Here is a 14,392-nt window from a genome sequence, read left to right as displayed (position 1 = left end):
AACTTCCCCTTTTACTTCTTTTTAGCACGCGGATGAGCTTGCATATAAGATTCCTTAAGTTTTTCCTTTGATACTTTGGTATAGATTTGTGTGCTTGATAAATGACTGTGTCCTAATAACTCTTGGATACTTCTTAAATCAGCACCATTGTTTAACAAATGAGTTGCGAATGTATGTCTTAATGTATGAGGACTAATCTTTAGTGATTCTCCTGACTCTAACATTACCTTATTTATTACCATTCTTATACCTCTAGGAGTAATGTTATCCCCATGATGATTTAAGAATAAGTATTTGTTTTCTTTAGTTTTTAATAGATCTTTTCGCGTAGTTATCACATAATCACTTATTTCATTAATAAGCCGATTATGTAAAGGTACATAACGATCTTTTGAGCCTTTCCCGTGGATTAAGCAAAGATTTTGAAAATAATCAATATCGTTTAGCTTAACATTGCAGAGCTCTGAAACTCGAACTCCAGTCCCATATAAGAATTCTAGAATTAAATAGTTCCTTGTCCCTAGGACACTACTTGTGTCAATTGATTTAAAGATGCTTTCAATCTCTTCTGGATATATGAACTTAGGTAATCTTTTCTCTTGTTTGGGTAATTCTATATCTAAAAAGGGATTTTCCTCTAAGACATCCTCTCTAACTAGGAAATTATATAAACTTCTTACACTAGAGATTTTTCTCGCAATTGATTTAGGTGAATAGTTTTCATGGAGTGTCGCAGTATAAAAGCGAGCAATTCGTGGTGAAACAGTTAAAATATCACCGAATTGCTCTTTATCAAGAAAGTTTATAAGATTGTGTATATCATCAAAGTAAGAAATACTTGTGTAATCACTATATCTTTTTTCACTTTCAATGTAGTTCTTAAATCGTTCTAACACTTCCACATTTCTCATACTATCACCTTAATTATTTTCAATTACTACGTAGTCCATAGTCTTACAACCAATAGTTTTAGCGACATAATCGCATTTCGCCATTAGCATTAAATATAAATTATCTCTTTTTGTATCTGATAGACTTTCAAAGTTGCCTTGTCCTTTAGCAATAACTATATCCGACTCATAGAACAGTTTCTTAAAGTCATCATTAGTTTCTTCAATGATAGTTCCTGGAACTTGCATTCCACTACTTACAACAGTAGCAAATTCTTCGATGTTTACTTCATTAGCATCTTCAATCGTAACATCATTTAGAATCGGTTTTCCTCTTACTCCAAAATGGACATCAATTTGTGGATTTTTCTTCTTAATTTGCTCTATAAATAGTTTATCTAATACTATCTCTCCACAATTATCACCGATATATAATAGTGTCTTTGCAGACAGTAAATTCTTTATTAGTTTTCTCGAATCATCTTTATTAAAAATTATCTCATCATAGTTCTTAAGGCGCTCTAAAACATCATATTTAGTAAATTTATGTCTTGCTCCAAAATCTATTATATTGCCTACTACTGCCGTTTTAAGGGAAGATTCTAATGGATTTAGTGATTTCTCTACTAATTCCTTTGTATCATCGTATAAAGACAGTAATAATTGATTAAATTTTGATTTAGTTTCCCTGTAAGGATTAAGATTATTATATGTTTCAGTAACTATTTTCCAGGTTTCACCCATAATATATGGATTCGAATACTCATAAGAAATATTGCTTAGCATTTTAAATAGTTTTTTCGATGCTTCTTCTTGTTTTTCTAAAGGCGCATCTAATAGTTTTGACAATTTTACTAATTGTTTGATATTACATTCCATGCAGTCTAAACTCGTTTTCATAGGATACCTCTTATTCCTGTTTCCTTACTTATTATAACACCTACAATAGGATTAGTGAAAAAAGTTATGTACAAATCACTATTTATTGTCTATATGATAATCCGATTAATGGTTTTATCATATAAGTAGGTGATATATATGAGACGAACTAGGAAAAAGGAATTTGATTTAGTAATAATTGATAAGAACGTTACAATTACATTCAATAATGAAGGAGAGCCTAAACTACGTACTCTTTATCATGAACTGAAGAAATGCCAAATAGAAGATAGTGATTACTCTTATACTTTACGAGGAAACTTTATTGAGTTTCCAGACAAGAAAGAATATATTAACATGACAATCGATTTATTATTAGAAAAATGTTTTACTCCGCAGACTCTCTGTGTGTTTTGCGAAGAGGAAACAAAAGAAGAGATATTTGTTAATAACAAGTATTTTAGAGCACATGATGATTGTTATAAAAAATAAAGAACGATTGGTTTCAATCGTTCTTTTTATTATACTTCTAACAAAAAACAAAATACACTATATGCTCTGTTTAAACTAGCTAACATTGGTGCTTTACGTTTAATATTTTTATGTCTCATGACAACACTATAGATGTGATCTCGCCCAAAACCTTTATTACCTTTTTTAAAAACAAAGAATAAACGGTTATCTTTATGAGTTTGATTATTTTGGACAACATTAAGTCCTTGCATCACCTCTTGAACGTTTGATACAAAGAGGAAATAAACTTCTGGAGACGAACTTTCCTCTAAAGGCGGATTAAATCCCTCTGGAAGATTGAAACCGTTATATGTGGAAAATTTGGTTAGTTTTAGTTTGTGATAATCCATATTAATCCTCCAATCTATTTATAATATCCTCCATAATTTTTAAGGAACGTTCTTTATATAGAAGTTTACGTTCTTTTTTCTTATGTTTGAAATCTAGTTTTTGAAGTATTCCGTAATTTGCGTTCATCGGTTGAAAATCAGATATACTAGCGTGTGAAATGTAATATGATTCACTACCAATTATTGTATTTTCCGAGAAGATAATCTCTTCTTTTTCAGCTAATTGTCTAGCTAAAGATATACTTGCAACAAGGCCACTCCCAGCACTTTCAACATACCCTTCTACACCAGTTATTTGACCTGCGAAATAAATATTCTTATTATCCCTTAACTGGTAATTTCTAGTCAGTAATTTAGGACTATTAATAAAGGTATTTCTATGCATAACTCCGTATCTAACTATGCTTGCATTTTCAAGACCAGGAATCATTCTTATTATTCTTTTTTGCTCCCCAAATGTTAAATGTGTTTGGAATCCTACAATGTTAAATAGTGTACCTTCTTTATTGTCCTGTCTTAACTGAACGACAGCGTATGGTCTTTCACCATCAGGTGTTTCCAAACCAACAGGTTTCATTGGACCAAATAATAGTGTTTGACGACCTCTTCTTGCTATTTCTTCAAAAGGCATACAACCTTCAAAGACTTTTAGTTCAAACTCTTTCATTTCTACTGCTTTTGCTTTGATTAATTCTTTATACCATAAATTATACTCTTCCATTGTCATTGGACAATTTATGTAAGAAGCTTCACCTTTGTCATACCTACTCTTCATATACGCTTTTTCCATATTGATAGAATCAAATTCAACAATTGGTGCGGCAGCATCAAAGAAGTACAAATAATCTTCGTGAATTAATTCTTTAATTTTTTCACTTAAAATATCACTAGTTAATGGCCCTGATGCGATAATAACAGGGACATTTGGAATTTCTAAAATCTCTTCTTCAATAACTTCAATATTGGGATTACTCCTTATCTCTTTAGTTACCATTTCACTAAAAATATCTCGATCAACAGCTAGTGCTCCACCAGCTGGAACTTGTGATGCATCAGCACATCTAATTATCAAAGAATCTAACATTCTCATTTCTTGTTTTAGAAGACCTACAGCATTCTCTAAACTATTAGCTCTGAGGCTATTAGAACATACTAACTCAGCAAATAAACCAGTTTTGTGTGCTGGTGTTAGTTTCTTTGGTCTCATTTCATATAATTTTACTTTATATCCTCTTTTAGCTAACTGATAACTGGCTTCACTACCTGCTAAACCAGCTCCAATAACTATAACTTCTTTTTTCATAAAATCACCTTCTTTAATTATAACATAAAAACAAAATCACTGATGTGATTTTGTTTTACTCATAAATACTTAAATCTATTTCTCCGTTAATATAATTTTCAATAAAATTTGGTATATCAAGACTGCCAACATATTCGGCAACAACTTCATTGTCATTTACAATAAATAATGAGGGAGTTCCTCTAAAACTAGATATTTTAGAAACACCATCAGCTGTTGATGTGTCTATCAAGTAAAAATCAATATTTACTAGTCCATCAAGGAAAAGCAACAACTCTTGCTTAATAGCTTCACAGTGCGAACAATAAGGACTATAGAAGTACTCAAAATGAAGGTTATCACTAATTGTGAGTGTGTCAAAATAATCAATAGAAAATTCATCAAATTCATCATAATCAAGTAGCAATTCTTTAGCAATTATATCACCATCACCAACTTCGTCAATATAGTTCAATACATCTTTTTTTCCACTATAAAACTCGTTGGCAAACTTCCCATTAGACATTAAAACCAAAATCGGAGTACCGGAATTAAGAATAATAAGTTCTGTTGGTTTCTGATCTGCATTAGGTACAGTTGAACCTTCCATAAAATAGATATCCTCAGCACTTTTAGTAAATGCCCAAGGTAACATATATGGCTTACTAGCAATACAATGTGGACAACTATCTAAATAGTAATACAAAATATATGATTCATTTTCAATAGCTAAAATTTCTTCGTAACTTGAAATATGTTGTGCTTCAAATAAATCGTAATCGAACTCAATATTACTATACTCTACTATAAATTCACTTATAGCAGTAATCCCTTTATATTCTTCATAAACTCTATTGCTAGATATAATATATATAACTGGCTCAGAGTAAAGTCCAAAATTAGATACTTCCAATTCAAGTGTAGAGGTATCTAATAAGTAAAAATCTAATAATTCAAAGTCCTTAAAGAACTTTAGTATTTCCTTTTGTATTTCTTTTGATGCTTCATCACTAGAATCGTAATAATATAAAACATAACGGTTATTACTTATTGTTTCAGATTGATAATAAGAGTTAAGAGACTGTTCTTCAAAATCACTATAACTTACTCCTAACAATGAGCAACTTGATAGGGTAAAAGTAAATAAAAATAGAACTAAAAATAGTATTCTCTTCATTTATTTATAGAAGATAAGAGGCTCTTTTTTAAGCTTAATCTTTCCTTCTTTTACAGTGAAATCCTTATTATCAATTAGGTTTGTATATTGCCCGTTAGGTATATCTAAATCGAATTCCTCTTCTAATAATCCAACATTAAATATACCAATAATTTCGTTCTCTCCGAGGACGAAAGAGCCTACAAATAGGTCCTTCTCGGTCTTTTGAATATTATAAATACCAAATGCAAATATGTTGTTTTTAGCAATAAGCGATAATTTCTTAATTAAGACTGAAATATCATTACCATCCCAGTTAACTTTATCAATATCAAACAGTGATGGTTTATTATTATCACAGTTTTCTTGTCCTGCATAAATCATTGTCGAACCTTTTTGGAAAAACATTAATGCAGTCCAGTTATTTATCTTATTTATATTGTTATCTACCATGGGTGCAAATCTACCAAAATCATGATTTTCTAGATTTCGTAATTTTATGTAGTTCTCTGGATAGGTAAACTCTTGTCTTTCTAATTCTTCAATATATCTACTAAAAGGTACTTCACCCTTTAAGTATCCTTCAAAATATGGATGGACATCATAGTCGTAAGACATATCAAACACTTCATAAATCTGTGATTCACTTAAACCTCCAAATCCTTGATTACGGATATATTGAAGGAACCCGCCATGTACAGATTCACTTAGGAAGATTGATTCTGGATTTTCATCTAGAACGGCTTCATGAGCTTCTTCTAAGAACTCTAAAGGTAATAGTGATGCAACATCAAATCTAAAACCATCTACACCTTGTTTTGTCCAATAAATTAGTGTACTTATTAGTTCAGTCCATAACTTTTTGTCAACAGTATAGTCTAAATCAGTAATGTCCCACCAATCACCTACTCTATTAGCAAATTTACCATCTTTTTTATAAAAATATTCCGGATGTTTCTCTAATAAAACACTATCATAAGAAGTATGATTAAATACTACATCTATCATTAACTTCATACCACGCTTATGAACTTCATTCACCAATTCTTCAAAGTCTTCAAAAGTCCCGTATTCGTGATTAATACTGCGAAAGTCTTTTATTGAATAAGGGCAACCTAAATCGCCTTTTCTTTGCTTAATTCCAATCTCATGAATTGGTAGTAAATAAACAACATCTACGCCCAGTTCCTTTATCCTATCTAAATCAGTAATAAACTCTTTAAAAGTACCACTTTGAGTATGGTTTCTTATATATACCTGATAGAAAAATAATTTACGTAATTCTTTATTAGTATAAATACTCATTAATACCACTCCAATCAAGGACATTATAACACTTATATTTCATTTACAAAAGTGCTTTAATAATATATACTTAGTTAAGTAGGATGTGATATAATATGCCAACAATTAAAGATGTTGCTAAAAAGGCAAATGTTAGCGTAGCTACGGTATCAAGAGTTATTAATAATACCGGTTATGTAAATCATGAAACAAGGAAAATCGTTGAAGTTGCAATAGCAGAGTTAGGATATGTTCCTAATGAATTAGCTCGTTCATTATTCCGTAAAAGATCTAACATTATCGGATTAATCGTTCCCCATATTTCAACATACTTTTTCGCTGAATTAATTGAATCAATTGAAGACGCTGTAACGAAAAGTGGTTTTAAACTTATGATCTTCAATTCAAAAGATGATATAGAATTAGAAAAGAAATACTTAAATGTCTTAAATCAATACAATGTTGATGGTTTAATCCTTGTAGCTAACACAAAAAGCACGAAATCATATTTAAAACTTGGAATGCCAATTATAACTATTGATCACATCATTGATAAGAGTGTTGCTTCCATTACAAGTGATAATGTTCTTGGTGGTGAATTAGCAGCTAAACTATTAGTTAAATCAAATGCCAAAAAAGTAATTCACTTTAGAGGTCCAAGTGATCTAATAACAGTAGTAGATAGAGCTAGAGGCTTCTATCAAGTAATTGATGAACATAATATAACATGTTTCAGCTTTGATTTAGACTTTAAAACACCGGATATCAAAGATATTGAAATGTTCATTAAGAAACATCCTGATGTTGATGGAATATTCTGTAGTTCAGATATTATAGCATTCTATGTAATTAGCGCATTAACACGCTTAGGATATAGAATACCTGATGATGTTCAAGTAATAGGTTTTGATAATATTGAATTGTCTGGAGTTTTAATACCAAAACTAACTACAATAGCTCAACCAATTCAAGAAATAGGAATTGAAGCTATAAGAAAATTAAATGTCTTGATTAAAAAACAAGAACTAGATGAATTACATAGTTTATTACCAGTAACTTTGGTAAAAAGAGAAACAACAAAAAAAGACCTCTAGGGGTCTTTTATTTTTTTACATTTTTTTACATGCCCAAAACTTTTTTTCATAAAATTAGATTTCAATTATAATTCCCAAATAGTTGTATAAATGGGAATTAAAATAACTAAACGAAACACTACATTATTGTACACTCGATAAAATACAATAAATCCTTATATTATATAGTTCCTTTGTATCAAATTTCTAAAAACTAAGCATATTTTGCAGAAATCGTCGAATTTTCTCTTGAATTTGTAAATATAGCTATAGGACTTTGTATAGCCATTGTAGAGTACTTTCGTTATAAATAATGGTCGATTCTAAATAAGTGAGATAAAATCGGATGAGTAGTTGTTAGTTCTTAGTTTCGATTAGAATACATAAAATCAAGATGCAAAGAGGATTTTATACAGTTTCAAAATTCTTCCTCTCCTTTGTCGCAGTACGGAATTGGAAGATGTAAAAGTTTCCTTCGACATCAAGTAATCTTTGATTTGAGATAGAAAAGCGTCAATTGCAATAAATGAGTCTACTATTCCCAAAGTTTCTTTGGAATTCTTTTTGTAATTATCAAAAATCAAGTTTTTCATAAATATCTCAAGATTATCTACTTTTTTCTTTAAGTCATTCTCAAGATATGAATGGTCTCGATAAATCCTAGCTAGTATGTCCTCATATGAATTTAGCACTTCTAAGAAGTTCTTGATAAGAAGTTCTTGACTACAATCAGCAGTACACTGCTGTTTTAAGTCATTTTCAAGAGACTCTATATTACTCTCTAGTATGGTCATTAAAAGCCCATATTTTGTATTAAAATGTAAGAAAATGCTACCTTGAGATACGTCACATTCCTTTGATATTTCTTTCGATGATATCTTAACAAAGCCCTTTCTCTTAATCAGGTACTCTGTTGCCTCAATTATTTTTTGTCTTGTCTTAGCTTTTTCCACAATTCTAATACCGATACTGACCACCCACTCACTGAATATATACTCATTATATTCGATATTTTTCCACATGTCAACCGTTTATAATGATTTTCAAATAACGTATGACTAATTATCCACCTAATATACTAGTCAATTCAATTTAGCCTGTGGATAACTATTGTGGAAAACCATTTTGGACCTCTTATTATACACATATTAGGTCTACATCCACATAAAAAAAACAAGCAAGAACTGCTTGTTTCTACTCTTTTATGTCTTTGGTAAGTGAACGATATATTAATAATACGTTTATTAAAGCATATGTGTGTGCCATTAGAACAATTATAACAATTATTCGAAAAAAGAAATAAAACCTTGGAAAAAGAAATTCACTTGAATCCATATTTGGAAACATAATTATGATCTGATAATATAGCGGAAAACCAATTATTAGAAGAAAAGCCAATATTTTCTTTATCATTTGCTGTTTTGATCTGGTATCGTTGTAAATTAAATCCTTCTTATTTCCTTCTCGAATTTTTGAGAAGTAGTACCAAGCTCCAAATTTACCAACGAAATTCCAATCAACAAACAATTCTAGGTAATCAGGTTCCGTCTTTTTATTAAGAATTTGGAAGTCAAACTCATAAACTAAATCAGAAGGCTCACTCTTTCTAAATATATATTTAAACAATCCTAGACTTTCAAGTATATACCCATCTCTTGCCATTGATTCTAACCAGGCTTTTTCTTTATCTGAATTCCATACAAAGAATACTTTCTTAACAATCAATCTATCCATTAGTTATTCTCCTAACATTACGGACCATTTCTCGTAGTCTTTTGGTCTCATAGCCTAGTAAAATAGCGCCTTTTTCGGTTATTTGATACTCTTTCTTCCTCTTGTTTTTGATATCCTCATCATACAAATAGATGAGTTCGTACTTAAGTAGATTTTGAATCACTCCATATAATGTTCCTGCTGCGAGTGTCAAACGATCATTTGTAATAACTTCCACTTCCTTAATAATTCCATAACCATGAAGTGGATTACTTAGTACAAGAAGAATGTAAAATGTAGATTCAGTTAGTGGTGATAAAGCTAGTAACTTTTTATTCATAAATTCACCTCATTTATATCGTCTAACGATATATCGTATATCTTTATACTATCACTCACTCGTGACTATGTCAAATAAAAAAAGAGCCGAGGCTCTTTTATTTTTTTGTTAATACAACTACAGTCTCAATATGTGATGTATGAGGAAACATATCAAATGGCGTAATTGAGCCAACATTGTACTTACTACTTAACTGTTTGATATTCTTAGCCAGAGTACTTGGATTACATGATACATAAATAATCTTACTAACTGGCTTACGGTTTAACAGGTCTAAAGTCTTATCATCAATACCTGATCTAGGTGGATCAAAAACGATAACATCTGGGGTAATTTTATTGTCATAAATTCGAGGTAAAATATTCGCAACTTCACCTTTGAAGAATGAAGTATTTTCAAATTTGTTTGCTTTCTTATTATGTAATGCACTATAGATTGATTCTTCACTTACATCAATACCATAAACTTTTTCAACAAACGGCGCTAAATACATAGATATTGCTCCTGCACCACAATAAGCATCAATAATTATACGATCTTTTTCAAAATCTAAATGAGATTTAATGTGCTTATAGAGTTTGATAGCTTGAGAAGGATTTAACTGATAGAATGCTTTTGGTTTCAAATCGTAACGAATGTCCCCTATTCCCTCAGTAATTGAGTTTTTACCTACTAATATCTCTACTTCTTCACCGAATACTTCAACATTTTTAGCATCTTTATTTTTTGAAATACCAACACTTACGACATTTGGAATTTTTATAATTTCTCTAGCAACATCTTGAAGTGCTCTATTATAAATTGTAATGACTAAAGTTACTTGAATTTCACCATTTTGATGGCTTTCTCTTATAACTATATTACGTAAAAGTCCTCGCATAGTTGACGAATCAAATGCAAATATCTCGTACTTATCTAATATTTCAATTATAGGTTGAGTAATTAAATTTATGTTTTCTGCATGAATAGGACAATGAGTAATTGGTACTAACTCATTTGAGTTAAGTTTATATAGTCCCGTTGTTAAGCCATATTTTGAATTTCTGACGGGCATTTGAGATTTATGTCTATAATATTTGGGATTTTTCATTCCAATCATATCATTTATCTTATATTTAGTACGGTCTAGTCCAGCAAATCTTTCTAGAGTTTGAATTAGCATTTCTTCTTTTAATGAAAGTTGTTCATCATATGCAATATGTTGAATTTGACAACCTCCGCATTCACCAAAATGCTCACAGAAAGGTTTAACTCTCTTCTTAGCTTTTATTTTGATTCTAACAACTTCCCCTTTAGCATAGTTGTTTGTAACATCTGTGATACGAACAATCGCTTCTTCAGGTGGTAGTAAACCAGGAACAAAAACGGCTAATCGTTTATAATAACCGATACCTTCTCCGTTAATCCCTAATCTTTTAATTGTTAGTAATATTTCTTGATCTTTTTTTAATATTTGTTGCATGGATTTCACCATCTTTCTTTATCCAGTTTATAACTATACACTTTTTACTATGGAAATGCAATACCAAATGCTGTTCCTAATGAAATAACAGCAGTATTTGCTTGGTCTTTAAACATTAATGCCATTGCTGAAGTATCATGAAATAGTTTGACTGTGATCTCTTTATTAAGTTCTTTGGTTAGCTCTTTGTTAAGGTAATCCTCATAGTTCTCGGCTATATATGACAATTTACCATATCCACCTCTTTGAGAATAAATCTTACCATCAAAAACGTAATTAGCAATACTCATATATATATTTTCACCGGTAAATGCTACTTGTTTATAAGTTTTAACTATAGCCTCAACAATATAATTGTGTAATTTATGAGCAATAGCTTCTACTTCTTTAACATTCTTTGTTTTATAGAATAAAAAATCAGATGATATAGACGGTAATATTGTATCAATAACGACTTTACCTTCTTTTTTGTAATGTCTTCCGCGTTTAATATTTGTTTGTCCAAAGTCAAACAATAAATAATCACCATTCTCTACTATCGAAGCAAGTCCATGCGTACCTAAATTAGACGACCCCTCAATGAAGGTAATGTGTTTATTCTTTATCTCTTGTTCATTAAAATATTTTTCAACTTCGTTGTAGAATATTTGCGTTAAGATTGGAGATGTAAGTCCTCCTACTAGGTATATATTATCAATAGTTTTCCAAAAATTCCAATGCTCTTCAGTCCAATTCAGACGATTTGAAACTGAAAGCTCCGAAGGCTTAAATAGTGTTCCTAAGAACTTAGCTAAGCGTCTTCCAAACATTTCAGCAATCTGTGTTGCCTTTCTCCTAATACTATCTAAATCACTATTCAGTAGATCATTAAACATATGTGATAGTTTTTGGCTATCTTCTATATATGATAAGCCTAATTCATCTTTATTCTCAATTATCTCAGCAACTATTAAAGAGGGTCTAAAGAGTTGATCTGCTAAAACATTATCAACATAAACACTATTTAGTGAAGCGATTGGTAATATCTGGCCTGATTGCTTAAAAGGATTCATCTAATCACCTCGTTAAAATTATAACATAAGTTAAAAAAAGCAAGAATTATAATTCTTGCTTTTTAAGTCTTAATTTAGTAACTGTTTCTATATGTGATGTTTGTGGGAACATATCAAAAGGAGTAACTTCTAATACTTGATACCCATTAGCTTGTAAGTAATTTAAGTCTCTAGCTAATGTAGAAACGTTACAAGATATATAAACAATTTTTGGTATTTTCATTTCAATAACTGTTTTTAAGAACTTCTTATCGCAGCCCTTACGTGGCGGATCTACAAATAATACATCAACATTGTAGTTCTTCCATTGTAAGATAACATCTTCAGCTTTACCGGCAACAAACTTGAAGTTTGAAATACCATTATTCTTAGCATTTTCTGTTGCATCAGATATCGCTTGCTTAACAATATCAACACCTAGTAATGTTTTAGCATATTTAGCAGCTGTTAACCCGATAGTCCCGATACCACAATAAGCATCGATAATTACTTCATCAGTTGTTAAATCTGCATATTCAATAGCTTTGGAGTATAGTGCTTCAGTTTGGATTGGATTTACTTGATAGAATGAACGATGAGATATTTTAAAGAATACACCGTTAATTTCGTCTCTAATAAAGTCTTCTCCGTATATTACCTTAGACTTTTTACCCATTATTATATTAGTATTATCAGGATTAAAGTTATGTACAACACTTACTACCTTTTTATATCTAGATACTAATTTTTTAACAATGATGTCTTTCTTAGGTAATTTTGGAGTTAGGGTAACGATTGTAACGGATATATCATCAAATTTATATGAGTTTCTAACAACTAAACATCTAACAACTCCTGTTCCAATAGTTTCATTATAAGCAGGAATATTTAACTCTTCAAAGACGTTCTTCATAAACTTAACAATATCAGTAGTTATTTTTGGTATGATATAACATTTTTTCATATCAATGATATCATGAGTTCTACTTTTGTATAGACCTGAGATCATTTTACCATTTTCTTCACCGAAAGGAATTACCGCTTTATTACGATAATAATAAGGATTTAACATTCCTAAAGTTTCGTTTACTTTTGTATCTATTTTCCCAAGTTTTCTTAAAGTCTCTTTAGTACGATGTTTCTTAAAATCTAATTGCATTTGATAATTCATATGCATTAAATTACATCCACCGCATTCTGAAAAATGATCACAAATAGGCTCTTTTCTAAAAGGTGATTTATGGATCATCTCCACTAACCTACCAAAACCAAAACTAGCATTCACTTTCACTATTTTTATTTCAGCTTTTTCACCCTTTAAAGCATTTGCGACAAATATTGGGAACCCATCAATCTTACATACACCCATTCCATCATGAGTCATATCTACAAACTCAACCGAATAATATTCATTTTTTTCAATCATCATTACACCTCTTGTTCGAACATTGTTCATCTATGGAGTAGTTCTTTCATGAATATTATACCATATATTTAGGTAAAAAGGGGGAATCCACAAAAAAAAGGGTCCATGACCCTTTTTACGAAAGAGATTATTCAATTACGATCTCAACAATATCTCCATCTGCTGATTCTACGTCTACAATTTTACCTAACATTCCAGTATCAATCATATTCAAAATCTGTTCAAAATCTAAATCTAATCCTTCAATTTGATCCATCTTCATAAATCCTTTACCGCTTGATAACGCCACTTTAGCGAATTCAATAGGTATTTGAACATTTACTTTATCTCCGTCTGCTGATAATACTTTTATTTTAAACATTTTGAAAGCTTCTTTTTTTGGTCTAATAATTGCTTTAGTTTCATTTTGGTCTAGGGCTTTTAATAATTCTGCACCTTCTGCTGCAGTGATAGTTTTATTCTCAATCATTTCTAATATTCTTAATTTATCATTCATAAAATCATCTCTCCTTATTTGTATGATCTAATTTGTTTTTTGTTTGATTGTAGTAATAATTTTGTTTCTTGTTTTCTATATCTAATTAATTCCTCAATAGTATAATTATCGTACATTTTCATAATAGCCTCCTTATTATTTTAATAACTTAGCAGCTTCTGATGCTTTTATTTCGCCTTTTTCCAATTTTTCTAAAACGTCTGCTCTCTTAACTTTATCTTCATCGCTAATTTGGTATCCTAGACTAACAATTACTTCGTCTAAGTTCTTTTTAACTGTTGGGTATGAGATACCAAGTTCTTTTTCGATTTGCTTAATGCTTCCTTTGTTTTTGATAAACACTTCTATAAAGTATAAATGTTCTTTAGATAGATAGTTGAATTTACTTAATTTAAAATCTCCTGATATTTCAGTTGAGCAGTTTTTACAGCTCAATTTAGTAACCTTTAAATCGCTTTTACATATAGGGCATTCCCCAATTACGTTATTCATAGACA

The 14,392-nt window shown here is 30.4% G+C and carries 16 protein-coding genes; 2 read left to right on the top strand and 14 right to left on the bottom strand.

Annotation, left to right across the window (positions count from 1 at the left end):
- Positions 1-11: 11 nt before the first annotated feature.
- Together KQ51_RS02920 and KQ51_RS02915 are read right to left on the bottom strand one after the other, a co-directional pair.
- Positions 12-911 (bottom strand): tyrosine recombinase, encoded by a 900-nt coding sequence (locus KQ51_RS02920; RefSeq protein WP_038468692.1) that lies wholly within the window; start codon positions 909-911, stop codon positions 12-14.
- Positions 912-920: 9 nt separating this feature from the next.
- Positions 921-1,790: a damage-control phosphatase ARMT1 family protein gene (locus KQ51_RS02915; protein WP_038468690.1), complete on the bottom strand. Its 870-nt coding sequence runs from the start codon at positions 1,788-1,790 to the stop codon at positions 921-923.
- A 138-nt stretch (positions 1,791-1,928) separates the two neighbouring features.
- On the opposite strand from KQ51_RS02915, the gene KQ51_RS02910 reads away from it, so the two are divergent.
- The gene (locus tag KQ51_RS02910) at positions 1,929-2,261 is read left to right on the top strand and encodes a hypothetical protein (RefSeq protein WP_038468686.1); all 333 of its coding nucleotides are present in this window, start codon (positions 1,929-1,931) and stop codon (positions 2,259-2,261) included.
- Positions 2,262-2,290: 29 nt separating this feature from the next.
- Here KQ51_RS02910 and KQ51_RS02905 read toward each other — a convergent pair whose 3' ends face one another.
- The 4 genes from KQ51_RS02905 to KQ51_RS02890 are packed head-to-tail and all read right to left on the bottom strand — an operon-like array spanning position 2,291 to position 6,375.
- Positions 2,291-2,632 carry a hypothetical protein gene (locus KQ51_RS02905; RefSeq protein ID WP_038468684.1) on the bottom strand — a complete coding sequence of 114 codons (342 nt, stop codon included), beginning with the start codon at positions 2,630-2,632 and terminating at the stop codon, positions 2,291-2,293.
- 1 nt (position 2,633) lies between these two features.
- On the bottom strand, positions 2,634-3,935 hold the full coding sequence (gene trmFO, locus KQ51_RS02900) for a methylenetetrahydrofolate--tRNA-(uracil(54)-C(5))-methyltransferase (FADH(2)-oxidizing) TrmFO (protein WP_038468681.1): 1,302 nt from the start codon (positions 3,933-3,935) through the stop codon (positions 2,634-2,636).
- A 55-nt stretch (positions 3,936-3,990) separates the two neighbouring features.
- Complete coding sequence (locus tag KQ51_RS02895) at positions 3,991-5,031, bottom strand: thioredoxin family protein (protein ID WP_158497943.1); 1,041 nt, start codon at positions 5,029-5,031, stop codon at positions 3,991-3,993.
- Between the two features lie 60 nt (positions 5,032-5,091).
- Positions 5,092-6,375 (bottom strand): alpha-amylase family glycosyl hydrolase, encoded by a 1,284-nt coding sequence (locus KQ51_RS02890; RefSeq protein WP_038468674.1) that lies wholly within the window; start codon positions 6,373-6,375, stop codon positions 5,092-5,094.
- A gap of 95 nt (positions 6,376-6,470) precedes the next feature.
- Between KQ51_RS02890 and KQ51_RS02885 the strand changes: the two genes are divergently transcribed.
- The gene (locus tag KQ51_RS02885; protein ID WP_038468671.1) at positions 6,471-7,448 is read left to right on the top strand and encodes a LacI family DNA-binding transcriptional regulator; all 978 of its coding nucleotides are present in this window, start codon (positions 6,471-6,473) and stop codon (positions 7,446-7,448) included.
- 368 nt (positions 7,449-7,816) lie between these two features.
- Here KQ51_RS02885 and KQ51_RS02880 read toward each other — a convergent pair whose 3' ends face one another.
- The 8 genes from KQ51_RS02880 to KQ51_RS02845 form a co-directional block, all read right to left on the bottom strand.
- Positions 7,817-8,449: a TetR/AcrR family transcriptional regulator gene (locus KQ51_RS02880; protein ID WP_038468668.1), complete on the bottom strand. Its 633-nt coding sequence runs from the start codon at positions 8,447-8,449 to the stop codon at positions 7,817-7,819.
- Positions 8,450-8,621: 172 nt separating this feature from the next.
- Complete coding sequence (locus tag KQ51_RS09360) at positions 8,622-9,161, bottom strand: DUF2812 domain-containing protein (protein ID WP_052609109.1); 540 nt, start codon at positions 9,159-9,161, stop codon at positions 8,622-8,624.
- Positions 9,154-9,480, bottom strand: coding sequence for a PadR family transcriptional regulator (locus KQ51_RS02870; RefSeq protein ID WP_038468665.1), 327 nt, complete (start codon positions 9,478-9,480; stop codon positions 9,154-9,156). Before KQ51_RS02870 ends, KQ51_RS09360 begins: the two co-directional genes overlap by 8 nt.
- 97 nt (positions 9,481-9,577) lie before the next feature.
- Positions 9,578-10,942: a 23S rRNA (uracil(1939)-C(5))-methyltransferase RlmD gene (rlmD, locus tag KQ51_RS02865; protein WP_052609106.1), complete on the bottom strand. Its 1,365-nt coding sequence runs from the start codon at positions 10,940-10,942 to the stop codon at positions 9,578-9,580.
- A gap of 47 nt (positions 10,943-10,989) precedes the next feature.
- The gene (locus tag KQ51_RS02860) at positions 10,990-11,994 is read right to left on the bottom strand and encodes a hypothetical protein (protein WP_038468659.1); all 1,005 of its coding nucleotides are present in this window, start codon (positions 11,992-11,994) and stop codon (positions 10,990-10,992) included.
- Between the two features lie 46 nt (positions 11,995-12,040).
- Positions 12,041-13,399: a 23S rRNA (uracil(1939)-C(5))-methyltransferase RlmD gene (gene rlmD / locus KQ51_RS02855; RefSeq protein WP_232958014.1), complete on the bottom strand. Its 1,359-nt coding sequence runs from the start codon at positions 13,397-13,399 to the stop codon at positions 12,041-12,043.
- A 127-nt stretch (positions 13,400-13,526) separates the two neighbouring features.
- A complete protein-coding gene (locus KQ51_RS02850; protein WP_038468653.1) occupies positions 13,527-13,895 on the bottom strand; it encodes an SHOCT-like domain-containing protein in 369 nt (122 codons plus the stop codon).
- 135 nt (positions 13,896-14,030) lie between these two features.
- The gene (locus KQ51_RS02845) at positions 14,031-14,387 is read right to left on the bottom strand and encodes a DUF2089 domain-containing protein (protein WP_038468650.1); all 357 of its coding nucleotides are present in this window, start codon (positions 14,385-14,387) and stop codon (positions 14,031-14,033) included.
- Positions 14,388-14,392: the final 5 nt, after the last annotated feature.

It is taken from the genome of Candidatus Izimaplasma bacterium HR1 (assembly GCA_000755705.1).
Taxonomy (GTDB): domain Bacteria; phylum Bacillota_I; class Bacilli_A; order Izemoplasmatales; family Izemoplasmataceae; genus Xianfuyuplasma.
Note: the sequence above shows the minus strand (reverse complement) of the source record. Positions and strands in the feature narration are given on the sequence as shown.